Source organism: Alicyclobacillus fastidiosus (assembly GCF_026651875.1).
Taxonomy (GTDB): Bacteria; Bacillota; Bacilli; order Alicyclobacillales; family Alicyclobacillaceae; genus Alicyclobacillus; species Alicyclobacillus fastidiosus.
Genome location: NZ_CP104067.1, coordinates 4,347,431 through 4,372,082 on the forward strand (window position 1 = coordinate 4,347,431; position 24,652 = coordinate 4,372,082).

The 24,652-nt window shown below is 55.7% G+C and carries 26 protein-coding genes; 2 read left to right on the plus strand and 24 right to left on the minus strand.

What is annotated here, in order from left to right:
• Nucleotides 1–289 precede the first annotated feature (289 nt).
• The 4 genes from NZD89_RS21360 to NZD89_RS21375 form a co-directional block, all read right to left on the minus strand.
• The gene (locus tag NZD89_RS21360) at nt 290–1,237 is read right to left on the minus strand and encodes a 4-hydroxy-3-methylbut-2-enyl diphosphate reductase (RefSeq protein ID WP_268004718.1); all 948 of its coding nucleotides are present in this window, start codon (nt 1,235–1,237) and stop codon (nt 290–292) included.
• Between the two features lie 65 nt (nt 1,238–1,302).
• Nucleotides 1,303–2,781, minus strand: a complete 1,479-nt coding sequence (locus NZD89_RS21365; protein WP_268008569.1) for a nicotinate phosphoribosyltransferase — start codon at nt 2,779–2,781, stop codon at nt 1,303–1,305.
• Nucleotides 2,782–2,850: 69 nt separating this feature from the next.
• A complete protein-coding gene (locus tag NZD89_RS21370; RefSeq protein ID WP_268004719.1) occupies nt 2,851–3,744 on the minus strand; it encodes an inositol monophosphatase family protein in 894 nt (297 codons plus the stop codon).
• Between the two features lie 54 nt (nt 3,745–3,798).
• The gene (locus NZD89_RS21375; protein WP_268008570.1) at nt 3,799–6,222 is read right to left on the minus strand and encodes a S9 family peptidase; all 2,424 of its coding nucleotides are present in this window, start codon (nt 6,220–6,222) and stop codon (nt 3,799–3,801) included.
• A 121-nt stretch (nt 6,223–6,343) separates the two neighbouring features.
• Here NZD89_RS21375 and NZD89_RS21380 point away from each other — a divergent pair, with 121 nt between their 5' ends.
• The gene (locus NZD89_RS21380; RefSeq protein WP_268004720.1) at nt 6,344–7,846 is read left to right on the plus strand and encodes a class II fumarate hydratase; all 1,503 of its coding nucleotides are present in this window, start codon (nt 6,344–6,346) and stop codon (nt 7,844–7,846) included.
• A gap of 14 nt (nt 7,847–7,860) precedes the next feature.
• Here the strand turns inward: NZD89_RS21380 and NZD89_RS21385 are convergent, their stop codons facing one another.
• The 7 genes from NZD89_RS21385 to NZD89_RS21415 all read right to left on the minus strand — a co-directional run bounded on the left by NZD89_RS21385 (nt 7,861) and on the right by NZD89_RS21415 (nt 12,662).
• Nucleotides 7,861–8,253: a hypothetical protein gene (locus NZD89_RS21385; protein WP_268004721.1), complete on the minus strand. Its 393-nt coding sequence runs from the start codon at nt 8,251–8,253 to the stop codon at nt 7,861–7,863.
• The gene (locus tag NZD89_RS21390; protein ID WP_268004722.1) at nt 8,250–8,585 is read right to left on the minus strand and encodes a hypothetical protein; all 336 of its coding nucleotides are present in this window, start codon (nt 8,583–8,585) and stop codon (nt 8,250–8,252) included. Before NZD89_RS21390 ends, NZD89_RS21385 begins: the two co-directional genes overlap by 4 nt.
• A 464-nt stretch (nt 8,586–9,049) precedes the next feature.
• Complete coding sequence (locus tag NZD89_RS21395; protein ID WP_268004723.1) at nt 9,050–10,021, minus strand: electron transfer flavoprotein subunit alpha/FixB family protein; 972 nt, start codon at nt 10,019–10,021, stop codon at nt 9,050–9,052.
• Nucleotides 10,022–10,038: 17 nt separating this feature from the next.
• A complete protein-coding gene (locus NZD89_RS21400) occupies nt 10,039–10,809 on the minus strand; it encodes an electron transfer flavoprotein subunit beta/FixA family protein (RefSeq protein WP_268004724.1) in 771 nt (256 codons plus the stop codon).
• A gap of 2 nt (nt 10,810–10,811) precedes the next feature.
• The gene (fadR, locus tag NZD89_RS21405) at nt 10,812–11,429 is read right to left on the minus strand and encodes a fatty acid metabolism transcriptional regulator FadR (RefSeq protein WP_268004725.1); all 618 of its coding nucleotides are present in this window, start codon (nt 11,427–11,429) and stop codon (nt 10,812–10,814) included.
• A 138-nt stretch (nt 11,430–11,567) separates the two neighbouring features.
• Nucleotides 11,568–12,011: a thioredoxin fold domain-containing protein gene (locus tag NZD89_RS21410; protein WP_268004726.1), complete on the minus strand. Its 444-nt coding sequence runs from the start codon at nt 12,009–12,011 to the stop codon at nt 11,568–11,570.
• Nucleotides 12,012–12,128: 117 nt separating this feature from the next.
• On the minus strand, nt 12,129–12,662 hold the full coding sequence (locus NZD89_RS21415; protein ID WP_284285753.1) for a peroxiredoxin: 534 nt from the start codon (nt 12,660–12,662) through the stop codon (nt 12,129–12,131).
• A 113-nt stretch (nt 12,663–12,775) separates the two neighbouring features.
• On the opposite strand from NZD89_RS21415, the gene NZD89_RS21420 reads away from it, so the two are divergent.
• On the plus strand, nt 12,776–13,051 hold the full coding sequence (locus NZD89_RS21420; RefSeq protein ID WP_268004727.1) for a hypothetical protein: 276 nt from the start codon (nt 12,776–12,778) through the stop codon (nt 13,049–13,051).
• Between the two features lie 213 nt (nt 13,052–13,264).
• On the opposite strand, the gene NZD89_RS21425 is transcribed toward NZD89_RS21420, so the two are convergent.
• The 13 genes from NZD89_RS21425 to NZD89_RS21485 all read right to left on the minus strand — a co-directional run bounded on the left by NZD89_RS21425 (nt 13,265) and on the right by NZD89_RS21485 (nt 24,646).
• On the minus strand, nt 13,265–14,014 hold the full coding sequence (locus NZD89_RS21425; protein ID WP_268004728.1) for an ABC transporter permease: 750 nt from the start codon (nt 14,012–14,014) through the stop codon (nt 13,265–13,267).
• A gap of 16 nt (nt 14,015–14,030) precedes the next feature.
• Entirely contained in the window at nt 14,031–14,729 is a 699-nt protein-coding gene (locus tag NZD89_RS21430) for an ABC transporter ATP-binding protein (protein WP_268004729.1), read from the minus strand.
• On the minus strand, nt 14,726–15,124 hold the full coding sequence (locus NZD89_RS21435; protein WP_268004730.1) for a GntR family transcriptional regulator: 399 nt from the start codon (nt 15,122–15,124) through the stop codon (nt 14,726–14,728). The genes NZD89_RS21430 and NZD89_RS21435 overlap by 4 nt, the downstream gene beginning before the upstream one ends.
• Nucleotides 15,125–15,346: 222 nt before the next feature.
• A complete protein-coding gene (locus NZD89_RS21440) occupies nt 15,347–16,882 on the minus strand; it encodes an MDR family MFS transporter (protein WP_284285754.1) in 1,536 nt (511 codons plus the stop codon).
• Nucleotides 16,883–16,903: 21 nt separating this feature from the next.
• Nucleotides 16,904–17,512 (minus strand): polymer-forming cytoskeletal protein, encoded by a 609-nt coding sequence (locus NZD89_RS21445; RefSeq protein ID WP_268004731.1) that lies wholly within the window; start codon nt 17,510–17,512, stop codon nt 16,904–16,906.
• Between the two features lie 74 nt (nt 17,513–17,586).
• Nucleotides 17,587–18,402, minus strand: coding sequence for a polymer-forming cytoskeletal protein (locus tag NZD89_RS21450; RefSeq protein WP_268004732.1), 816 nt, complete (start codon nt 18,400–18,402; stop codon nt 17,587–17,589).
• Between the two features lie 14 nt (nt 18,403–18,416).
• Nucleotides 18,417–19,040 carry a YhbD family protein gene (locus NZD89_RS21455; RefSeq protein WP_268004733.1) on the minus strand — a complete coding sequence of 208 codons (624 nt, stop codon included), beginning with the start codon at nt 19,038–19,040 and terminating at the stop codon, nt 18,417–18,419.
• A 339-nt stretch (nt 19,041–19,379) separates the two neighbouring features.
• Nucleotides 19,380–19,820, minus strand: coding sequence for an RrF2 family transcriptional regulator (locus NZD89_RS21460; protein ID WP_268004734.1), 441 nt, complete (start codon nt 19,818–19,820; stop codon nt 19,380–19,382).
• A 51-nt stretch (nt 19,821–19,871) separates the two neighbouring features.
• The gene (locus tag NZD89_RS21465) at nt 19,872–20,180 is read right to left on the minus strand and encodes a non-heme iron oxygenase ferredoxin subunit (protein ID WP_268004735.1); all 309 of its coding nucleotides are present in this window, start codon (nt 20,178–20,180) and stop codon (nt 19,872–19,874) included.
• A 64-nt stretch (nt 20,181–20,244) separates the two neighbouring features.
• Entirely contained in the window at nt 20,245–21,642 is a 1,398-nt protein-coding gene (sufB, locus tag NZD89_RS21470) for a Fe-S cluster assembly protein SufB (protein ID WP_284285756.1), read from the minus strand.
• An 82-nt stretch (nt 21,643–21,724) separates the two neighbouring features.
• The gene (sufU, locus tag NZD89_RS21475) at nt 21,725–22,156 is read right to left on the minus strand and encodes a Fe-S cluster assembly sulfur transfer protein SufU (protein ID WP_268004737.1); all 432 of its coding nucleotides are present in this window, start codon (nt 22,154–22,156) and stop codon (nt 21,725–21,727) included.
• Nucleotides 22,143–23,375, minus strand: coding sequence for a cysteine desulfurase (locus NZD89_RS21480; RefSeq protein ID WP_268004738.1), 1,233 nt, complete (start codon nt 23,373–23,375; stop codon nt 22,143–22,145). The genes sufU and NZD89_RS21480 overlap by 14 nt, the downstream gene beginning before the upstream one ends.
• On the minus strand, nt 23,372–24,646 hold the full coding sequence (locus NZD89_RS21485; RefSeq protein WP_268004739.1) for a SufB/SufD family protein: 1,275 nt from the start codon (nt 24,644–24,646) through the stop codon (nt 23,372–23,374). Before NZD89_RS21485 ends, NZD89_RS21480 begins: the two co-directional genes overlap by 4 nt.
• Nucleotides 24,647–24,652: the final 6 nt, after the last annotated feature.

The following is a 24,652-nucleotide window of genomic DNA, read 5'->3' on the forward strand; positions in this document are numbered from 1 at the left end:
TTCGCGAGATGTGAAGTAGCTTCAACAGACTTACACCTCTGTCGCCGGCCGAATACCCAATTTGGTAACCCAACATAATGATGAAGGCGAGCCAAAAGATTGCCGTCAAAAACGTCACGGCAAACCGTCCGAACGTCCTCCTGCGAACGAACCTGCGCAAGACCATCAATCCGATGGTGATAAGGCCGAGAATAACAATCAATAGATAGACCAGGTTTCACCGCTCCCCAAAATGTCGCCCAGCCAATCTCCTAGGATTGCGCTTTCCATAAACCACTAGAGAGTTGACCTAGGCTGATGGATTCTTGACAGATGGTAAAATTCGGTCAGGATTGACCGTCCGGACGATCGGATGCGTGCGTGCGTCAGCCGGGTCGAACTGTTCTAAGTAGTCGACGACTTCCTTGGTGATGACCGTCGGCGTACTTGCGCCCGAAGTGACCGCGACAACGCTTGCACCGTCAAGCCACGCGGGGTCGATCTCGCTGACGTCCGCAACCCGATACGCGCGCGTTCCAGCAACCTCTTCTGCGACTTGTGCCAATCGATTCGAGTTGTTGCTGCGTGGGTCACCCACGACGATGCAGACGTCCGCCTCACCCACCTGCTCTGCAACCGCTTGCTGGCGGGTCTGGGTGGCTAGACAGATCTCATTGTGAACTTCCGCCGTCGGATACTTAGCGACGACTTGTTCCATGAGTTCGCGCGTATCCCATTGACTCATCGTCGTCTGGTTCGTCACCACAATCTTATCCGTCGACAACTGAAGGTTGTCCACGTCTTCTGGCGCCTGAACAAGGTGTACGTGCAAAGGCGCGACACCCATCGCCCCTTCGGGCTCAGGGTGACCTTTCTTCCCGATGTAGACGACTTCATAACCCGCTTTTGTCTTCTCTGCAATCAAATCGTGCGTCTTGGTCACATCTGGACAGGTCGCATCAATGACGTGTAATCCCTTGGCCAAGGCTCGCGCTCTGACCTCTGGAGAAATGCCGTGGGCGGTGAAGATCACCGTACCCTTATCAATTTGCTCCAAAAGCGACAGTCGATCCGCCCCATCGACCGTGATCACACCTTCTTTGGCAAACGCGTCGACCACGTGCTGATTGTGCACAATCATGCCAAGAATATAGATGGGGCGCGGCAACGCCTTGTCCTCAGCCGCGCGCTTGGCGACGACCATCGCATCCACAACGCCATAACAATACCCGCGAGGCGTAACTTTAAGCACTTTCACCCGAGTCGCCTCCTTCTCTCACATCATACAACATCAGAGCGCTAAGAACACCGTCCATGTTATGGTCAGGGGGTGCGCCACTCGTGCAGGAGCGTCTGTTTTAAATCCCACAATTCCTGCGACAAATCGACGTGGTACTCATGTGGTTTGCGCGGGCGCCGGATCTCCGGCACAAACTGTTCCACCTGCTCGTCGACGCGCGCCCGAATTTGTTGGACTTTGGGCAATTCGTAAACCAGTTCGCCACGGACGAAAACCGGTACGAGCAGCTCCTCAATCCGATAGTTCTCAATCACTTTCCGCTTATACGTATGAATCGGGTCAAACAGTTCAAGCGGCTTCGATGCATCAAACTCCTCGTGTGTCAGCGCGATCAAATCGGCCACCGCGTGATCGTCGACGAATAGGCGCAAGACCTTTTTGCGCCCCGGGTTGGTCACTTTGCTTGGATTTTCGGAAACCTTGATGCGAGGTTCCCACACAGTGTGCACTTCCTGTGCCACCAGCTTGTAAACACAGCCGAGTGCAGGGCACTCGGAGCTTGTGATCAGGTGCGTACCGACGCCCCATCCGTCAATTTCGGCACCCTGTAAGATGAGATCCCGGATGATGTACTCATCGAGATCGGATGAGGCGATGATCTTGACGTCCTTCAGTCCGGCCGCGTCGAGCATGCGCCGCGCCCGCTTGGAGAGGTACGCGAGGTCGCCACTGTCGATGCGGATTCCTTTGAGGCTAAGCCCCTTCTCCTTCATCTGCAGGCCAACCCGAATTGCGTTTGGAATGCCAGAGCGCAGCACGTCGTACGTGTCGACAAGCAGCACAGTCTCCTCTGGAAACGCCTGCGAATAGGCGATAAATGCGTCCAATTCGGAAGGGAAACTCTGAATCCAACTGTGTCCCTGCGTACCGGACACAGGGATCTGGTAAGATTCACCCGCCATCAGATTGCTCGTACCGACACATCCGCCGATGTAGGCCGCGCGTGCACCAAACACGGAGGCATCCACGTTCTGCGCCCGCCGCAGGCCCATCTCAATGACTGGACTGCGTGGATGCTTTGGATTTGTCCGGGCCGCTTCGACGATGCGTCGCGCCTTCGTCGCGATGAGACTTTGGTGGTTGACAAACGTCAAGATGGCCGACTCGATGAGTTGAACTTCCAAAATCGGACCTTCGACGCGAAGCAGCGGCTCGTTGGGAAATACGAGCGTCCCCTCCGGAATCGCGTATACGTCGCCATGGAACGAAAACCCCTTGAGATACTCGAGAAAATCCTCGGAGAACATCTTCAGGGAGCGCAAATACGCTAAATCTCCCTCAGTGAACTTCAGGTGGTACAGGTACCACGCCACTTGTTCGAGTCCCGCAGCCACGGCGTAGCCGTTTCCACACGGGTTCGTCCGATAGAACACGTCGAAGACGACCCGTTCCTCGTGCCGGTTCACACAGAACTGCCCGTACATCATCGTCAGTTGGTATAAATCCGTCAATAAGGTCAGATGTCTATCCCGGTACACCGGCAGTTCAGTAATTTCCAGCATCCGCTGCCGGGCGCGCTCTGTTTGGTTGGTTTGCAATGACTTCATCTCCTGAAAACGCGACAAGAACGTCTACTCGCCACGAAGTGTCGCTACGATATGGTCCGCTGTTTCCTGTCTGCCACTGGCCACGATATCGCGGGTCAACAGCGCATACTCACCGCCGTGCAGGTCTTTGACGACGCCACCCGCCTCGCGGATCAGCAACACGCCTGCGGCGACGTCCCAAGCGTTTAATTCGTACTCCCAAAACATATCGATCCGCCCAGCGGCGACGTATGCCAGATGCAGCGCGGCCGCACCTAAGGTGCGTAAGCTCTTCGCCTCGAGGACAAGTCGCATGACCCTTTGCGTCATCACGTCGCGATCGACGTGGCGCATCGGCATTCCGGTCGACACCACGGCCCGCCGCATCTCGGTGACACTCGATACGGAGAGCTTCATACCTGGGCGGTCGGTTTGGCGGTCGGCCGTGGCTCGCCCCAGCCACTCGACGACGTCCGCGCGGCTGGCCAACCTCGCCCCACTGCCCTTTTGCGCGTAGAAAACCTCTTCTCGATAGGGGTCGTAGATGACGCCTACCTGAAGTTCGCCGCGCGAGGCGAAGGCGATGGAAACGACCGACAGAGGGATGGCGTTGACGTAGTTGGTCGTGCCGTCGAGCGGATCGACAATCCACAGCGCAGGTTCCTGTGCAACCGCTCGAGTGGCTCGCTCCGACGCCTCCCGGCCTGGTTCCACAGACTCCTCCCCAAGCACTTGGTGCGCTTCAAACGAGCGATGAATGCGCGTGCGAATGAGCTGTTCGCAGTATGGATCGACATCGGTGACGAGGTCCGCGATAGATGACTTGGTCTTCACGACCAACTCGGTAGCAAACCTCGACTTAAAGTAATCTCCGGCCTCAAGCGCCGCCTCTAAGGCCGTCGTGAGCACGGCGTCCAAATCAAATCGGTCGTTCGTCATGAATTTGTTCCTTTCATTTTCACAAGAGCGGTTTTGCAACGAAAAAACGCTCTCTCAACCAAGCTGAAACGGCACCCCTGTGAGGAACAACAAACATTCGTTCAAAGTGCCGTAGTTTAATACGTCCGCGTCGAACAAAAACTGTACCGATGCAACATGTTCGAGATGGAGCACCGTATCTCCTGTCACAACCACATTGCCCGCTGCTGCGCCCAGTGGCAAAAGCTTGGCGCTGCCGAACAAGGACGGCCGCTGATGGGGACTTTTCCCGGAGAACAAAATAGACACCTCAGACGTGGCCGGATTGTCCATTTTCAACACGAGGACCCTCGTGTCCGACGCCGAGGAAACGGGCGTGAAGGACACGTACACTTCGATGACCCTTCCATAGTCTTCCCCGTGTGCGCGATATCTGGTCGTGGCCTCCACCTTTTGTACCGACGCTTTGTATCGACCGTCACCGATCAGCCGCTCCTCGCCAAGTGCAACTGGCAGCACCGTGCGCGACGTTTTGATGTAGTGTCCAAACCAGTGTGCGATGCGCCGCAACTCGTCGGCCCTGTGCCGAGGTTCGCGGATGCCATGGCCCTCGCGCGGGTAGTGGAAGTACTCGACGGTCTTGCCGGCTTCCAAGAGCGCGTTGTACATCTCCTTCGAGTTGGCGGGGAACGTGTTGTCGTCGTCATCCCCGTGAATGACGAGGACCGGCGTGTCGATCTGGTGTACGTAGCGCGCAGGTGACCTCTCCAGGTAGAGTGACTCGTTCTCCCAGTACCTTCCCAAATACATGACCTCCCACACGCGCTGTGTGGAACAGCCAAAGTCGGTGAACAGACTCCAAATCCCGAACTCCGAGACGGCCGCCTGGAAGCGATGGTCGTGCCCGATGATCCAGTTGGTCATGTATCCCCCATAGCTGCCACCTGTCAGGCCCATCCGCGCCTCATCGACCAACCCGGTTGCAACGACCGCATCGACACCCGACATGATGTCCCGGTAGTCGCCACCGCCGAGATCCATCGCATTGGCTCGGATGTACTCGTGACCATAACCCACGCCGCCGCGGTAGTTGGGGCAGAACACGGCATAGCCGAGACTGCCCAACCAGTGCAGGTTGAGATAGTTGGAAAACGCCATCGTCGCGTGCCATGCGGGACCGCCGTGGATATCGACAATCAGCGGGTAGGGACCCGGTCCCACAAGCTCGTCGTTTGGCAGCGAAAGAACGCCTTCCATGTCCCAACCGTCGAACGACTTCCACTGGAACGGCTGCACGCGCGCACGGGGTAGCCCCGCAAACTCCGCGTGCAACTCGGTCCACACGTCCTGTGTTGGCGCATCGCTTTGCAGGGCGCCAGACAGCATATAAATCTCATACGGATGGTCGACGGTCTCGGCCAGGTACCCAATGCTATCGGTCCGCGCAGCCACGGCGAATTCGCCCACCACCGCAGTCTCTTCCGTCAAAAACTCGTACGTCCAACCAGCATCGGATTGGCCGGTCTTTTGAAAGCGGACGAGTGGCGCGTACAGCCCCTTTTCCACGGCCGCCACGAGCGCATCTTCACGCAGCCACTGCACATCCTGCACATCTCCGACAAACGACAGCTGCTCCGTGAGGTTCGTAACGACTCCCGAGGCGTTGTCCACCAACCACAAGTCGGACTGTGCATGCTCGCTCCTGTCGCCCCGCGGCGCGACGAAGGCAGTCATCTGTCCGCTTGGCGAGATGGCCGGTTGCACGCACGCGCCGGATCGCACGACCACGGGAGATGCCGCGCATCCCTCGACGTCCGTCCCGAGGCCATCGAGTCTCCACAAGTCGCACCTGTCCAGATCATTGGCCAGCCCGCTGTAATTTGTGACGAACAGCAAAAAACCACCGTCGGGACTCACAGCGAGCTGCATGAGTCCAAAATCTCGTCGATACAGCGTTTTGACCTGTAGGTCGTGCAGCGAAATAGAACAGATTCGCCGCGGGTGCTGGTTGCGCTCCTCGTGAATCACATCGCGCAAATCCTCTTCTGCCGTCGTGCGTTGGTATTTTTCATACGCATTTTCCGCCTCGTCGGCGATCACGTAGACACAGCTTCCATCTGGGCTAAAGGTATAATCGTAGATGTTGCCTAAGTCCTCGGAGGCCAAAAACGCCTCGCCCCCGCCTAGCGGAAGGACGTACAACTGTTGATCCGGCGCATGTTCTTCCTCGTCCGATGGTTTCGCGCACCGATCGCTGATAAACCCCAACCATTTGCCGTCAGGGCTGATTTGCGGATAAGTATCCTTGCTGTCTCCCCTTGTCAGTTGTACAGGTGAATTCCCTCGTGACACGGACCACAGTTTATAGCGATACTTTCCTTCCTCTTCATCGAGCGTACGCAGGGTATAAACTGCTAGTGTCGCATCGGGTGTAATGGCAATTTCCTCTGGTATTTGAAACGACAATAGCGTCTCTACCGACCAATCCTGCACGCGCATCACCTCATATCCCTCCACTGTACATGAGGGTCAATCCGTACACAAGCGTATGCAATCGCTCAGAAATTGCCAAAATAATAGCCAGTATAAGGATGTTGTGTCATTACACAAGGAGGACTCTATGTCACACCCCACACACAGAACGGTTCACGATTCCCTCGGAGCGTTACAGATTCCGGCAAATGCTTACTATGGTGCGCAAACCGCTCGCGCCATCGCGAATTTCCCCATCAGTGCACTTCGCCTCCCGAATTCGTTCATTCGCGCACAAGCCATTGTCAAATGGGCGGCCGCGAAGGCGCACAAAGACCTTGGCGTCCTCCCGCCAGACAAAGCGGATGCCATCTGTGCCGCCGCCGAAGAAGTGATCGCGGGCCGCCACAGTGAGTGGTTTCAAGTGGATGTGTATCAAGCGGGAGCCGGTACATCGCAAAATATGAACGTCAACGAAGTCATCGCGAGCCGCGCCTGTGAGTTGCTCGGTGGGCCGCGCGGAGACACGGGACTCGTACATCCAAACGACGACGTCAACAAGTCGCAATCGACGAACGACACCATCCACATCGCGATGAATATCGCGGGGATGGAGATGCTGGCACACGAACTCGAACCCGCCCTTGCCGCGTTACAACAAGCGCTCGAGTCCAAACGGGACGCGTTTGCAGGCGTGGTGAAAGCCGGTCGCACCCACCTCCAAGACGCCGTCCCCCTGTTTCTCGGCGACGAATTTGGCGCCTATGCAGAAAACATCCGGCGACATCGCATCTGGCTCGAGCAAGGCGCCAGCAACCTGCTCGCCATTGGCATGGGCGGCAACGCGGTGGGGACCGGGATCAATACGCCCGTGGGCTTTGCTGCGCGGGCGACGGCGTATATAGCCGAATATACGGAGCTGGCGTTTCACCGTCCGGTCAATCCGTTCACGTTTAACCAAAACCCAGACGAAATTGTACTGGTCAGCGGCGTCTTGAGGAACATCGCACAAGCCCTCGCGCGATTGGCCAATGACCTCCGTTTGCTCGCCTCCGGCCCTCGCACGGGCTTTTCTGAGATCATCCTGCCTGCTGTCCAGCCGGGTTCCTCGATTATGCCTGGCAAGGTAAATCCCGTCCTCCCCGAGATGCTCAACATGGTTGCGCTCCAGGTCATCGGCTGTGACACGACTGTGGCGCAGGCGGGAGTCGCCGGGCAATTGGAGTTGAACGTGATGATGCCTGTGATGGCGGCAAATTTCTTACACAGTATCCATATACTCAGCACGGGCGTACGTACGTTTACGGAAGGTTGCATTCGGGGAATTGAGGCAGATGCGGCGCGCTGTCTCTGGTATGCGGAGAACACGTTGTCGCTCGCCACAGCGATGAATGTCGAACTGGGTTACGAAGAGGCTGCAAACGTCGTCAAATACGCCCTCGCGAACAATCTATCGCTCCGAGACGCAGGCCTAGCCTTGGGGGTGGATGCGGCGCTGCTCACAAGAGCACTTGACGTGCATCGCCTTGCACGCGTCGCCGACGACCTGGTATCGCGACCACAAGCGCAGACAGTGCCTTCAGCCCCGACTCCACCCGCAGACGATGCGACAAAACAGCGAACAGGAGCGCCGTTCGAGGCGGCCGATTGAGACCGCGGCGACGCCTATTCGTCCTTGAAGTAACGCCAGTCGAGTTTCGAATCCTTGAGAAGGTCGTCGAACGACACTTCCTCGTCTTCTTGTGGATCAAACAATTCCGCAAAGGACAAATCAGGATTTTCGTCCAACCGCTCCTTGGCCGTACGAACAGGCCTTCGCGGCTTCGTCGCCTTCACTTGTTGCTGTTTTTCCGCCGCGTCTTCCAGCTGCGCCCTCAATGCGGCCAGTTTCGAGGCCGCTTGGTTGCCGATGGTGTCACCGACGTGAAAAGCCTCCTCTTTCGGCTTTTCCTTCGGTGCCTTTTTCGGCTTCTCTGCGACGACGTCCATCGCGTAATCCGGCTTGTCAAAGATGTCGACGTCGGTTCTGCGTTTATGCTGTTTGGACTTTTTACTCACTCGTCGTCACTCCTGCTATCCCCGTTCGCCTCTGCCAACCACTTCTTGAGATACGCTTTCTCATCGTCGACGAGCGACGGGTGTTCATGCAAAAACATGCGAAGTACCTCGTCCTCATACGCCGGGTCATCGCGAGTGATGGACGGAGTGCCGATGGCAAAAGACAGTCTGCGGTCGTATAGGATGTTCCACTCCTGTGCCCCATCCTCGACTGTTCGCTCGAGAACCTGCATGTAAATGCCATCGTCCTCTGTACCCTCTTGTTGGAGATACATGACCATTTCGTAGTCGTCAAACGCATGAACCCAATCCAACTGGTCAAACGAACGCATGATTCTGGCTCCTTGTCCCTCTGTTATCCGCTATATCAGGTTGTTTGAAAGGTGCGTTGGAGAATAAAATCGCCTTACTTGCGCCAAAGTATAGCACAATCTGTCATGAACTCGAACCAATGCACGCGGTTCGGATGCAGTGAGCAGTGCATTTTGCTAAAATGACGATAGCCTGACTACATAACAATCGATTCAAGCCACAGAGGGGGCAAGTTAGATGCGCCGATTTTTCTGGGTATTATTCTTTATCGCACTCGTCGTCGTCGCCTATGCAACGTTCGTGCCTCGAAGCGTCTGAGGATTCTACTGGATTTTTGATTCTGGCCGGCTGCCGGACGACCCGGCACCAGGGCAACAGATGGACGGCCCGTCATCGGCCGTCTTTTTTGCGTTCAAGAAAAGGGCGGCACCCGCGCTTCAGGGGCCGCCCTTTTCCTTTGCTACCGCCTGTTGCCAGGCTTCGCTCAAGAGACTAATACTTTCTTGAATTCCTCGGTCAACAGCGGAACGACCTCGAATAGATCCCCGACGATACCGTAGTCGGCGATTTGAAAAATAGGCGCCTCTGGGTCTTTATTGATGGCGACGATGACTTTCGAGCTGGACATGCCAGCCAAGTGTTGAATGGCACCCGAAATCCCACAGGCAATGTATAGATCTGGCGTCACAACCTTGCCCGTCTGCCCGATCTGCAGCGCATAGTCGCAATATCCAGCATCACACGCACCGCGCGACGCGCCTACCGCTGCGCCAAGCACATCCGCGAGCTCCTTGAGCGGGGAAAAACCGTCGGCCGATTTCACACCGCGCCCGCCGGAGACGATGATTTTGGCCTCAGTGAGATCGACACCGCCCGTCGCCTTTTTGACGACTTCGCGAACGACCGTCGCGAGATCTGGTGTCTCAAAGGAAAGTGACACGTCGTGCGTCGTTGCGCTCTTCGCTGCGCCGTCGTACGGTGACAGGTTGTTTGGACGAACGGTGACGACATACGGTTCACCCTTCGGGGCCACTTTGGTGAACGCCTTGCCCGCGTAAATCGGGCGGGTGAACAGCGGCTTATCGCCTTCGAATTGGACATCGGTCACGTCGGATATTTGCCCAAGCCCCAGGCGCATGGCGACCACTGGTGCCAAGTCCTTACCGACTGCCGAATGCGCGAACAGAATGACCTGCGGGTTCACTTTCTGATAGATTTCGAGGACGGCTTTGCGGTACGCAGACGGCGTATAGTTCGCAAGGTGCTCGTCATTTACCAGCCACACTTCGTCGGCTCCGGCCGCACCGAGATCTGGTACATCCACTTGATGACCGAGCACTGCAACATGGACGGAACCACCCCCGGCCAACTGATTCGCAACGCCAAGCATTTCCTTCGTCACATTGCGCAGTGCGCCGTGGCGTACGTCTGCGACAACTAGAATGTTCTTCCCCATGGTTCTCCCCCCTGTGCTTACTCGATGACCTTTTCAACTGTGCGAAGGGCGCCCACCAACTCGCGAACTTGGTCCGCCAAGTCACCCTGCAGAATCTTTCCAGCTTCCTTCTTCGCCGGCAGAAACGTTTCGACCACTTCTGTCTTGGCGGCGATGTCGCCCGCGCCAAGGCCCAAATCAGCAAGTGTGAGATGGGTGAGCGGCTTCTTTCCAGCCTTGCGGATGCCAATCAGCGAAGGGTACCGTGGGTCATTCAACCCCTGTTGCGCCGTCACCACCATCGGCAAACGCCCGACGACCACTTCCTCGTCCCCCTCCGCATCGCGGTGACCGACGACCTCGTCTCCATTTACCTCCAGCTTGGTGAGCGTCGAGATGTGCGCCCAGCCGAGGAGTTCTGCCAGCCGCACCGCCACTTGGCTGGAGCCGTCATCGACCGCCTGGTTCCCCGCGAGGATCAAATCGTACTGCCCGCGCTTCGCAATCGCGGCAAGGACCTGCGCGGCGGTGAACTCGTCGCCGAACAAGGCGGGATCATCGGCGAGAATGGCCTCATCTGCGCCCATCGCCAAAGCCGTGCGCAAAGCTTCCTCCGCCCGCTCCGGCCCCAAGGACACGACCGTCACCTGCGCATCGCCCGCCTCCTTGATGCGGATGGCCTCCTCAATTGCGTATTCATCATATGGATTGACTACAAATCGAACGCCGTCTTCCTTCACTTTCCCATCGACGATGGCGATGCGTTCTTCCGTGTCAAATGTCTGTTTCAATAGGACTAGGATATTCACGGTTAGGCTTCCTCCTCTACCTGTTCCCGCGCTGAGATGCCATAGAGTAGAACGCGTACGATATCTGGGGCGAGCGCCGCCAAATCGTACTTGCCCCCCGTCAGCACCCATGCGGTCACTGTCTCGTCCATCGTGCCAAAGATCATCCGACGTGCGACGCGGTGACTCACGGCCCGATTGAACACGCCCTCGTACACCCCTTGGTCGATCACGCCGTCCAACAAGTTGTAAAACGGTTTCATGATATCCCCGACTTGCCTGCGCAACTCGGCGTCAACCTGCCGCAGATGCACTTGTGTGACCATGGCCAGGGCCGGGTCGCTCCCCAAATCCCCGAAGTACACCTCGACGACTCGCCGGAGTTTCGAGGCCGCATCCCGCTCTCTTGCAAGCGCTTCCTCAAGCTGCGAGACGACTTCCCCGATTGCCTTTCGCAAAATCGAGAGCAGGAGGTCCTCTTTGTTTTTAAAGTAGAGGTAAACGGTCCCATCTGCCACGCCAGCCTCGCGAGCGATCCGGCTGATCTGCGCGTTATGGTAACCGGATCCGGCGATCACCTGGATGGCAGCTTGCAGAATCGAGTTATGCTTACCACTATCTCGGCGCGCTCCGATATCCATTCCTCCCGCGAATGAATGAATACTCATTCATTTTCTAATGCAAAGTCTATTCTGACTACCCTTCGATGTCAAGCGGTTACATGCCGATGGCCATCGCGAACAAAGCCCGCCACAGGGCGAGCTTTGTTTGACAGGTGGCTAGCTTAGGCCTAATGCCTCGCGAACCTTGGGTTCAACTTTCTGGAATCCCTTGTCCCCGGCGGTCCGGAACAAGAGTTTCCCATCGCGGCTAAACACGAAAAACGCGGGCGTGAACTCGTTCTGAAACGCCTCTGCGATAGCGATTTGGTTGTCGACCGCACAAGGTTGAGTAATGCCGTACTTTTCAATGTCCTTGCGGATTCGTTCGACGTCCGTGTCCTCCTCCATGCGCGGCATGTGGACGGCTACGGTTTGCAGCCCCTTGCTCGCATACTCGTCGCGGATGCGCAGAACCTCCGCCATCGTCTCGTGACAGATGTGGCAAGAAACGGCCCAGAAGTGTACAAAAGTCACTTTACCTTCTTCGAGGACAGGCTCGCCATTGAACCATTCCGTGGCGCCTTCGAGTGACGGAAAATCAGAACCTAACCGCATCGGCATCCTCGTTCACCTCCGAATGTCAGCCTGATTAAACGCCTCCCGCACACCTGCGGCGTGCGGGAGGCGAGGTGCAAATTTAGCTTAAGATCAGCCAAAAACGCGAAGCGGGCGAACTCCTTACAGGGTAGCTTGTCCTGGCTTCCAGTTCGCTGGACACAGTCCACCCATCTGCAGTGCTTCGAGGACGCGGAGCGTTTCGTCGACGCTGCGACCGACGTCCATGTTGTGGACGACTTGGTATTGGAGGACGCCTTCGGGATCGATAATAAATAGTCCGCGAAGTGCGACGCCTTCTTCTTCAACCAACACGTCGTAACTGCGAGCGACCGTTTTGGTGAAGTCGGCAGCGAGTGGATAGTCGAGTCCACCCAGGCCGTGGTCAGCCTTGGAGGTGTTGATCCAGGCCTTGTGGCTATGTACACTGTCCGTGCTGACACCGAGTACGTCGGCATCGAGGTCTTTAAATTCCTGAAGGCGTTCATTGATAGCGAGGATTTCCGTCGGGCAAACAAAAGTGAAATCGGCTGGATAGAAGAACATGACCAACCACTTACCTTTGTAATCGGAAAGCTTAACACGTTCGTTCAGCGTTTCCATATTCTTCGTCGACAGCATATCAAAATCTGGTGCCGGGCGACCGACTAACGGCATGTGAATCCCTCCTTGAATTTAGACCACCTTGCGATTGTTATCGAAGGCATTATACTAATAAATAGATGGAGCTTCAAATTCGTGCGACAGACGAAGGGAAGGAAACCACCCATATGGAAACCTATCGCTCAGAGGACTGGAGCAATGCACACTTTCTGGTGAACGACGTGCTCGGTGCACTGTTGCAGAGCCTTCGCGACCACGGCTACAATCCAAGTCTGCATTTGACGTATGACCGCGAAGAACACCATCTACTGGTAGATCCCGTCATTCTCAACAAGCATGACGACGTCAAACGCATCTACCTCGAGTACGTCGACGCGTGCAACACACGCGACGACGCGGTAGAGCGCATTCAGTCGTTACCGAAATTGGACCTCGGATTTTAATCGGGTGTACAAGTGCTCGCCGGATCTCATTCTTACGAGTTAATACGCTAAAAAGGGCTGCCTGTGTGCCACGGCACTTGTGAAGCAGCCCTTGCCGGCTAAAGTCGGGCGGTTAACATCCCCGCCGTGCACACCGTCGAGATGGTGTGTCAATGCAGGTTTTTGACATCCATCACAAGACGCACGTCGTCACCTTCCCTCTCAACCCATCTTCTACAGAGCTAATTGTCTATCCAACAAATAAGAAGAGAACCGTATGACGCCATAGGCGAGCACCCAACTGGCGAAGATCGGGACACAGATGGACGCAGGTGCGGAAAATGCGTGATCTGCAGTACTTTGATCGATGTGCAAGTAGTGACCGTGATGCGAACTAAGCATCCACCAGAAGAGGCCGTAAACTACCCACAACAGGGGAATCGCCGGTTTTAGTCTCGACTCTCTCAACGCGCCGAACAAGATGCCACATGCAATCAAGATTGGACTCACCAAGACGAGCAAAGCATCCCACTTTAACCCGTTCAGAAGATACGCCGTGACTAGATGCGAACTCCACTGGTCCTGCAAGAGCATCGTGTACAGCCCGAGCAGTCCAACGCAAACGTACACGATGGCGATGTTCCCGACGTTTCGAATAAACGAGGCGACGAATTTCGCCCCCACCAAGTGCGTCCGCGATACGGGAAGCGTCAACCACCACCCAGAGGTGCCGTTTTTCCATTCGTTCATCATCATCCGCGTTGCCACACCAAATGTCATAAATGCCAGTACAAATGAGAATAGCCAAACATCCATCAGGTCGATGTGCGTTTGCACCGCAGCGTACGTCGTGACGATGACGATCACCAGAGCGACCCCCACCGCATATGCCAACCGCCACTGTCTGGAAAGTTGGACTTTACGGTTTTTTTGACCTTTCAAATCGTGCTTCACAAGCGCCCAAAACTCACCTCGAGAACTCATCCGAAAAGGGAACCTCCTAACGATAAAGTTTGTTTAGGATCGTGTGCATGGACCCGTACTCACCGCGCAGCCTCTCGGCCTCTCCAGACAATTGAACATGACCTTCGTTCATAAATACGGCGTGATCGAACAGCGGTTCTGCTTCGTAGATCTCGTGTGTGCTCACGAGCATCGTGCGCTCGCCGCTACCCATGTGTTCAATCAAGCCCTGGATGATCTGCTCGCGTGAAATGGCATCGATGCCGGTAAACGGCTCATCGAGTATGGTCAAGGGCACGTCGCGCGCGATACACAGAATCAACATCAGACGAGCCTCTTGACCGCGTGACATGCCCGCCGTGCGCATGTCTGGGTCGAGTTTCATCGACGAGGCCAACTGTTCCGCGAACGCTCTGTCGAATCCTGGCAGTAAGCGAGTGGCCCATTCAAATGCCTGCTGTACCGATTGCTCCGGGTACCAGCGCGCTCTATCTGGCAAATAGGCAATCTCTGCGTTCGTCTTCCAATTTGGCCGCCTGCCGAGCACCCTGACTTCCCCGGAGTCTGGCCGGGTCAGATTCGTCAAGGCGCGGAACAGCGTCGATTTTCCTGAACCGTTCGGACCGAGGACACCGACGACGCGCCCCTTTGGGATGGATAAGTTCAAATCATTCAACGCAGACTTCTGTCCGTAGCGCTTGCTCACACCTTGGCAGTACACCGCTTCTTGGCTCATCTGCTGAGGTTTCCTCCCTGCTTTTCAGCGAGAATTCTTTGAATGTCATCAAGCGAATATCCGAAGTTCCTCATCGTGTCGAGAAACTCATTCAACGCCTGTTGTGCCAACTGCGAACGGAATTCTTCCACGCGCTCCTTGGACGTGGTGATAAATGTCCCTTGCCCGCGGCGCGTCTCGGTCAAACCGTCGCGCTCCATCTCCTTATAGGCGTGCATCACAGTGTTTGGGTTGATTTTCAGTGCCATCGCCATCTCGCGAACGGACGGAATTTTTTCGCCCAAAGCAATCTCTCCTCTGACAATTGCGCTGCGCATTTGCTGCAACACCTGTTCGTATAAGGGGTGGCTGAGGTCAAGGTGAAAAGTTAACGAGCCAACCTGACGTTCATGCACATCCTTGCCTCCGATCTAGGCCCTTAAGTACCATGTGATTTAAGTGTATTATATCACTTAATACACATGACACAATAAGCGGTGGACATTTTTTCGAGCAACTCTCCCTTCCAGATTCTTCACCGGTTTGGCGCGCGACAAAAAACCGCCAACCCAGTCGGGTCAGCGGTTCACGCGTCTTATTAGACGATTTGAATCGTTTTTGATATGGAAAACGCCCTGTTACGCCTCAGACGGACTCGTCGATCCGCTTTCCGAAGGGCCGGACATCCCTTTGAATCTCGCCCGACCCATCCAGAGCAAAAATGCAAAGGCCAACACTGCGGGAATTAAGTCCCAAAGCAGTGCGTGTGTCACCGAGGACGCGAGCGCCAGGCCCAGCTTATGCAGAATCGGACTGGGAATTTGGCTGCGCGTTTGCGGGGAGAGCATCGCGCGCGGGTCCATCGAACCGAGTCCATGATATTGCTTCATGCCGGCAAACGCCGTTTGCAATTGATTTTGGAACGAGTTCTTTTGAATCGCACCAAAGACGACAATCCCCACGGTCATCCCCAACTCGCGTACAAATGAGTTGGTCGAACTCGCGGCGCCACGCTGGCGAAAATCGAATTCACTCATCGCCGCCATGCCGACGACGGAGAAGGACGGCCCGATTCCCAAGCCCACGATACACATGAACGACATGACCTCCAGCGTCGAACTGGTCGGGGTGAGTCTCGTCAGCAAAAACAGACCGATGACGAAAATTAAGCAAAACGGAAACAGGATGTTTCGATAGGACAGCTTGCCGGCGAGCGCCCCGCCCAGCGGAGCTGTGATGGAGGACCCGACCATCATCGGAAGCAGTTCAAGGCCGGCGTTGATGGCAGAACCGCCAAGCACGCCCTGAATGTAAATCGGGATGTAGATCACCGCGACGATGTACGCACTGCCAGACAGAAGTCCAACAAAGTTGCTGCCCGCAAAGACCCGGTTCTTAAACATGTGAAACGATACAACTGGTTCTTTCGCTCTCGCCTCAATCACCAGGAAGATGGCAAACAACACGGCCGCCAGGACAAATGCGCCGAGGATGATGAGAGAGTTCCACGCGTACTGATTGCCACCGAATTCGAGCGCGAACATCAGGCAAACAATCGCCGGAACCAGCGTGATGATCCCGAGCCAATCGATCACCTGCCGCAGATGTTGCTTTGATTCGTGGTAAAAGAAAAAGACCAGAATAAAGGTGACGATTCCTACCGGTACGTTGATGTAAAACACCCAGCGCCAACTGATGTTCTCCGTGATATACGAGCCTAACAGCGGCCCGAAGATGCTTGCCAACCCGAACACCGCACCAAACATCCCAGAGAACTTACCCGCTTGATCGCGCGGGACGACATCGAAAATAATGGTGAACGCAATGGGCATCAGCGCCCCGCCGCCGATGCCCTGGATCGCCCGGTAGACGGCGAGCTGGTCCATATTCTGCGCCGTTCCACAAAGCATCGAGCCAACCAGAAAAACCACTAACCCAAAGACAAAAAACCTCTTTCTTCCGTACATATCCGATAGTTTCCCAAATATCGGCATGCCGGCCATTTCCGTGACCATATAGGCGGCGGTGATCCATACAATCTTGTCGATCCCGCCCAGATGGGACACAATACTCCCGGTTGCCGTCGCAACGATGGTATTGTCCATCGCCGATACAAAAATACCCAAAAGAAGTCCCACCACAACAAACCCGATGCGGGTTTCACGCTTACTCACAACTCAATCTCCTTCACTAAGTTATAACTTCGTCTTCTCATGCACTTTCGCCGCATCGGATACGCGGAGAAGAGACCGGTACTCGACGGTCTCAATCTCGCAGCCGGGGCCTATTTCCACGCGGTTTCCGCGCACCACCCGGGCTGTCGTATACGCCAGATTTACATCGTCGCCTTCCACGGTATCCACTGTCAACCTCCGAAGTCCTCCACTAAAAAATCGCAACTGGGGTTTCACATAAATCTTGTCGCCACCGATTTCCTTGGCGCGCGAGTACCCGTGCAATACGATTTCAATGTTGCCGGCATTCAACAGACCGCTGATATCAAACGCACCCCGGCATTTCAAAGACTCGGCATTACAATCTCCATCGACGTTCATCTCACCCATGAGATTGACATCTTCACCACTCGCGTTTCCAGCGACGGCTACCGTGCCCATGATTTTTGCAGCTCCGGTATGAAGATTTCCTTGCACATCCAGTGTACCCATCACCTTCAATTGTTCGCAATCGATATCCCCAGTCACCCTCGCTTCCCCGCGGATGGTCACCTTGTGGAAGTGCCCTCCGGTGGACTGCGCGGTGCCGTTGATGGTCCAGTTTCGCCCTCTAGGCTGTTCCTTCATCATCCTGTCTCCTCCGAAATTTCCGAGTGAATCCTTGTGCTTAGGGGATGTGTGAGCTCCGTTCGCGCCCTTGAGGATTACAATTTCTTGCTGGCACCCACCTTGGCATTGCCAATCGTTTTTAATTCCGAGTAATATTCGACCAGATCTACCTGGGTTGACGGCCCTAGCGTGACATTGTTGCCTCGCACAACTCTCGCCTTGGTATGTTCGAGGTAGATTTCGTCCCCCTCGATGATGTCTGCCGTCAAACGGCGGGATCGATTCAGGAACCGCGACCAACTCCCGCGCTCTACGCGAATTTCCTCACCGCCAATTTCTTTCACCCGAGACTTTCGCTCCAGCCGGACAAGAATGCGGTCGGCAGTCAGTAAACCGTCGATGATGAACGTCCCGTCCGACCGAAACGTGTCCGTTTCACAGGAACCTCCGACGCGCATGATCCCTTCGAGAAACACCTCCTCGGCGAAGATGCTCCCAGAGACGCGAGTCTTGCCGCGAACTTTCACATCCTGTCCTCTGCAATCCCCCTCGACGGTGTTGATCCCTTCTACCATCACGACATCACCCGAGATGTCACCGCGAACGGACACTCTCCCGCGAATGCGCAGCTTCTGTTGAGCCTGGCATTTACCCGCGACACTGGTCGCCCCTTCCACGTCGATGTCGTTGGCAAACAGATCTCCTTGGACCTTAGCCTTACCTCGGACATGCACCACCTCAGCGCGCACGTGTCCCTGGATCTCCGATACGCCCTCGATGTCGCAGCGGATACAATCGATATCCCCATGAACCTTGCCGATGCCCTGGACTTTTACGTCCTGATAAAGTCCACCAGTTGCGCTACCGACACCGGACAGGTCGAGGTTTGGCCGCACTGTGTTCTGATTCATCTTGAAGTCACCCTTTACACCAGCTTCAGTTTCAAATCCTCGACGCACTTGGTTACATCGAGCTCAAACACCAACTTCGTCGCGGAGTCGAAGTAGATATCACTCACTGTGGAACACAGGATGCACAAGGACACCCCAAGCTTCCGAACGAAGACGAGAGCACATTTCCCATCTTCAAACCGGTTGTACGATGCCTCCATCGTCTCGAGGATGATTTTTCCCTCGTCGAGATGGATATCACCCGTTTTTAACGCGATGTCTACCAGATACATCACAAGCAAATCCGCAAAGGGAAAGACCTGCCTGTCTGGATGTCGACTTAGAAATACCTCCAGAGCCATGTCCGTAACAATGTTCTGTGACACTAACTGCTCCCGCGTAAACGACACGTTGGATGGACTTGGCGAAAACATATTGGCCATCTCGTCTAACGACAACCCATCCTTCATATTCTTAATTTGTTCGATCCGCTGAAGCATTCTCTCCTTCGGAAAAAACGTCTCCTGACCTGTAAAAGTGGATTTTCTGATAAACCATTCCTCAGGAATCAGGTTCTTACGCTTCCATCGGTATAGTTGGCCGTAAGATATCCCTGTTAGATCAAGTAGCTCTTTCTTAGACATCAGGTCCTGATCCACTGCATATCACTCCCATGCAGCAACATCATAACATAACACTGTTTCGTTAAACAAGAACCATGTTTCTCAAAGGAAGCGATGGGCCAGATTGAGTCAAAATGAGAATGACAAGCAGTGCGCTCAAGCGATTGACCTTGGAAGAAGAGATGTGAAAGGGGTAGGAGACGCTAAAGAGGGCATCGATGCTTAAACATGTGGAGTGTATATAGAAATTCTAGGTGGTTTTCGAGTTCAAAGCTATCTGGGAACAGTGCGGCGAGGCCGTGACCTCACCGCACTGCGTTCGATGAACAATCGAGGAAGGCGGTGAACTCCATGATCGGAAGAAGATCAAAAATTTTACACATGTAAGGGAACGTCGTTGAGCATCACGTCGGCGAGCGTCAACGCGTCAAGTGCGTTGGTAACGGCAGCGGCGACACGCATCCACACGCTGCGCGTGTGACAGCCCTCATACAGGTCACATAGGCTTTCCGGTGACATCCCCGCATCTTCGGTGACGCAGGCGATTGGCGACAGCGAGCCTTCCAGCAAGCGAACCAATGCACCGATAGAAATCGCCTCGGGGGGCCGACTGAGTTGGTAGCCACCGCCTGCACCGCGAACGCTCGTCACGAACCCGCCTCGCCTTAGCTTTGCCATGATCTGATCCAAGAACTGTTCTGGAATGGCCTCAGCCTCGGCCACTTCGCGGAGCGGAACCGTTCGGTCGACCCCCGCCATCGATGCGAGTGCCACCATGGCGCGAAGTCCGTATTCAGTCTTGCGGGATACCTTCATGCCATTTTCCTCCCTGCTACAGTTCTTGACTGACAGTGACGCTCCGTCAGTTTACTCATAATCCACCCAAACTTCGTCGCCGCGAACCTCGACATCGTACGTTGTCAGGGGGATGACACACGGAAAGGCGGTTGGCTGTCCCGTACGCACATCAAACTTCCCTCCGTGTCGCGGGCAAGCGACGATGTGCCCGTCGAGCGTTCCACTCGAAAGTGGCTGCGCCGCGTGTGTACACACGTCAGACGTGACGTAAAATCCATCTTCGAGATGATACAAGGCCAAGTCGTCGTCCTCGAGCGCCAGTTGTATCATCGCGCCTACTGCTACATCACTCGCGTTTGCAACCTTGATCCATGCCACCTTGGTGCCTACACCTCACTATAAGAGGCGCGTTCACGAAATCCGGAACGCGCCCAACGAATTCTCAACCAATGGAACCTTCCATCTCGAACTTGATCAGGCGGTTCATCTCCACCGCGTACTCCATCGGAAGCTCGCGGGTGAACGGTTCGATAAAGCCCATCACGATCATCCGCGTTGCCTCTTCCTCAGAAAGTCCGCGGCTCATGAGGTAGAACAATTGCTCCTCGCTCACTTTTGACACGGATGCCTCGTGTTCGAGCGTCACGTCATCGTTCATGATCTCGTTGTACGGAATCGTATCCGACGTCGAGTTATCGTCCAAAATGAGCGTGTCACACTTGATATTCGCCTTCGCTCCAACGGCGTTCGGCGCAAAGCTCGCCAAGCCGCGATAGGTAGTTTTTCCACCGTGCTTACTGATGGACTTGGAGACGATGGTCGAGGTCGTGTTCGGCGCGTTGTGGACGACCTTTGCGCCAGCGTCCTGGTGCTGTCCTTTGCCCGCGACCGCAATCGACAGAACCATCGCCTTCGCGCCTTCGCCCTGCATATAGACCGCTGGATACTTCATTGTCAATTTCGATCCGATGTTTCCGTCGACCCACTCCATCGTCGCATCGCGATGCGCTACGGCCCGCTTGGTCACGAGGTTGTAGATGTTTGGCGCCCAGTTTTGAATCGTCGTATAGCGGCAGCGCGCGCGATCCTTGACGATGATTTCGACGACGGCGCTGTGCAGCGAGTTCGTGCTGTAGACCGGCGCTGTACATCCCTCGACGTAGTGAACGAAGCTATCGTCGTCCGCAATGATGAGCGTGCGCTCAAATTGCCCCATGTTCTCCGAATTGATGCGGAAGTACGCCTGCAGCGGAACTTCGCAGCGCACGCCCTTCGGTACGTAGATGAAGCTTCCGCCGCTCCAGACTGCGCTGTTGAGTGCGGCGAACTTATTGTCCTCTGGTGGAATGACCGTGCCAAAGTACTCCTTGAAGATTTCCGGATGTTCGCGCAGCGCGGTGTCGGTGTCGCAGAAGACGACCCCCATCTTCTCGAGGTCTTCACGCATGGAGTGATAAACCACTTCCGACTCATACTGCGCCGAGACACCGGCCAAGAACTTTTGTTCGGCTTCGGGAATCCCGAGGCGATCAAATGTGTTCTTGATCTCTTCCGGCACCTCATCCCACGTCTTGCCCTGTCGTTCAGACGGCTTCACGTAGTAGGTGATGTCGTCGAAATCCAACTCACTGAGGTCCCCGCCCCAGTTCGGCATGCCCTTTTTCAAAAAGATATCCAGGGAGCGCAGACGGAAATCCGTCATCCAACCTGGCTCATTTTTCATCATCGAGATCTCTTCGACGGTTTTGCGCGTGAGTCCCTTTTCAAACTTGACGATAGAGACGTCCTTGTCGTGAAAACCGTACTGATACTCTTCCATGTCCGGCAGTTGCTTTGCCACACCAAACATCCCCTTTCGAGATGTGCTTCCAAAGACTTCACAACAGGTTACCTATGATTGACGGGTCGCTCAACGACAATGGTTAGTTTTTATCCCCAGTGGCCGCGGTAGCGCGCTCGAGCGCCTGCCATGCCAAGGTCGCGCACTTGATGCGCGCCGGGAACTTTGCGACGCCGTGCAGGGCCTCGAGTTCCCCGAGCTCGTCGAGATCGACTTCGTGGCCGAGCATCATCTTGCGGAACGACTGCGAAAGCTTCAACGCGTCGTCCACCGGTTTTCCTTTGATGGCCTCCGTCATCATGGACGCAGACGACATCGAGATGGAGCAACCGCTCCCTCGAAAACGAACGTCCTTGACGATACCGTCCTCCACCATCAGTTGCAAGAAAATCTCGTCGCCGCAACTCGGGTTCCGAAGGTCTACCGAAATGGCGTCTTCGGATAGCGTTCCCTGATTACGCGGCTTCTGATAGTGGTCCATGATCACTTGGCGATATAGATCATCCAATTGCATGGCCGAAGAACTCCTTCGCTTGTTGTAGCGCCTCTACCAAACGGTCAATATCCTCTTCCGTATTATAGAGGTAAAAGCTTGCGCGCGCGGTGGACCCGACATTGAGAATGCGCATCAGCGGTTGAGCACAGTGGTGTCCGGCCCGAACGGCCACGCCTTGCGTGTCGAGCACGGTCGCCACGTCGTGCGGATGCACGCCGCGCAGGTTGAAGGTCACGAGCCCGCCGCGGTGAACGCCCGCTTCCGGGCCGTACACGTCGATGCCATTGAGCGACTGCAGCCGCTCAATGGCCAGGCTCGCAAGGTGCGCATCGTGCTCCGCAATTTCTTCGAGCCCAATGGCAGTCAAGTAATCCACGGCAGCACCAAGCCCCACCGCACCCGCGATAATCGGCGTGCCGCCCTCAAACTTCCAGGGCGTCTCCTTCCAAGTCGACTCGTACAGCTCAACGACGTCGATCATCTCGCCGCCGAAGTACGTCGGCTCCATCTCGTCGAGGAGTTCCTTTTTGCCATACAAGACCCCAACACCCGTCGGTCCACACATCTTGTGGCCAGAGAACGCGAGAAAATCACAATCCATCTCCTGCACGTCGACAGGCATATGCGGGACGCTTTGCGCGCCGTCGACCACCATGATGGCCCCGTGTCGATGGGCGATTTCGGCGATCTCCTTGACCGGGTTAATCGCCCCTAAGACGTTAGATACGTGTGCGATGGTCACCAATTTGGTATTGGCGGTGACTGCAGCCTCCACATCCTCTAATCGAATCGTTCCATCCGACTGCAGAGGCAGGTATTTGATGGTCGCACCGGTCGCCCGCGCCACCTGTTGCCACGGAATCAGATTGCTGTGGTGCTCACTCGGCGGCAACACAATCTCGTCCCCCGGTTGGAATCGCTGCCGCGCATACCCGTACGCAATCATGTTGAGCGACTCCGTGGTGCCGCGCGTGAAGACGACTTGGTTAGCGGATGGCGCGTTGATGAACCGCGCCACCTTCTCGCGTGCTCCCTCGTAGGATTCGGTCGCCCTCGTTCCGAGGGTGTGAACCCCGCGGTGCACATTTGAATTCTCGTGTTCGTAATATTGTTTTAAGACCTCGAGCACCTGCCGCGGCTTCTGCGAAGTCGCCGCGCTATCCAGGTACACGAGTGGATGTCCGTTGATTTGCTCTGCAAAAATCGGAAAATCTTTGCGGATTTCGACCGGATTCATCGCGAAAGCTCCCTTTCTAGTCGCGCAATCACGAGGTCGCGCAACGGGGCACTTGGAAGTGCCTCCACAGAATCGCGGAGGTAGCCCCAAATAATCATCTGGGTGGCCTGAGATTGTGGAATCCCACGAGACATCAAGTAGTAAATCTGATTGGGATCAAGTTTCCCGACACTCGCTGCGTGCCCACAGCGGTTGACGTCGTTTTCGTCAATGAGCAGCATCGGAATCGCGTCCGCGCGGGCCGTTCCATCGATCATGATCATCCGATCATGCTGCTCGCTCCCCGCGCCGACGGCACCCTTGACGATTTCCGTGCAGCTGCGGAAGACGGTGTTCGCGCGCTCGCGAAGCGCGCCGTACATCGTGATGTCACTCTCGGTGTTGCGCCCTTTGTGCACCATGCTCGCAGTGAGATCCATGTGTTGACGCCCGTAACCAAGGCCGATGACGCGCGTCTGCCCCTGCGCACCGTTGCCCTCGAGGACGTCTTCCACGATTTCCACCGTAAAACCGTTGCTGACGTCGCCGACCGTCCACTCGACGAGCGCATCCTTACCCACTTGCGCCCGACGGGTGACAAATTGCGTCGAACCCTTCGGAAATTCGTCCGCAGCAGCGACGTGAACACGGCTGTTCGCCTTGGCGACAACTTCCGTCACGTGGCTGGACGTCACTCGCTCCTTCTCTTGCGGTGCAAACGTCACTTCGATAAACTGCACGTCCGAGAGTTCGTCTGCGACGACGAGATTGCGTGGGTACGTTCCGGAACCCGCGGCCGTAAACGCGTGAACCACCTCGAACGGAACATCCGGTTGCACGTTTCGCGGCACGTACAAGAACGCCCCGCCGGCGAACAGCGCAAGGCTGAGCGCCGACCACTTGTTGTCCGCCTTCACCACAGACGCCAAGTGCTGCTTCACCAATTCCCCGTGAGTCGCAGCAGCGCTGTGTATGTCGGTGAATACGATTCCCTGTTGCTTCAGCGATTCAGGGATGTTTACTTCGACCACGTGCCCGTCGACAAACAGGGCATATGGGTGATTTAAGCCAGATAGATAATTGCGAACGGCTTCCGGAACTGCGGCAGCTTGGGACACAAATGCACCTGTCTCCCATCCACGCTTGCGCAAGTCGGTCTTTTCGAGGCGCGGTTCTGGCAACTCGACAAACTGTTGCCAGGCATCCTCGCGCAAACGCAAGAGCCATTCCGGCTCCTTGAATGTCGAACTTACGGAATGTACTTGCAGCGACACCGTATTCGCTTCGGTCACTTGTGT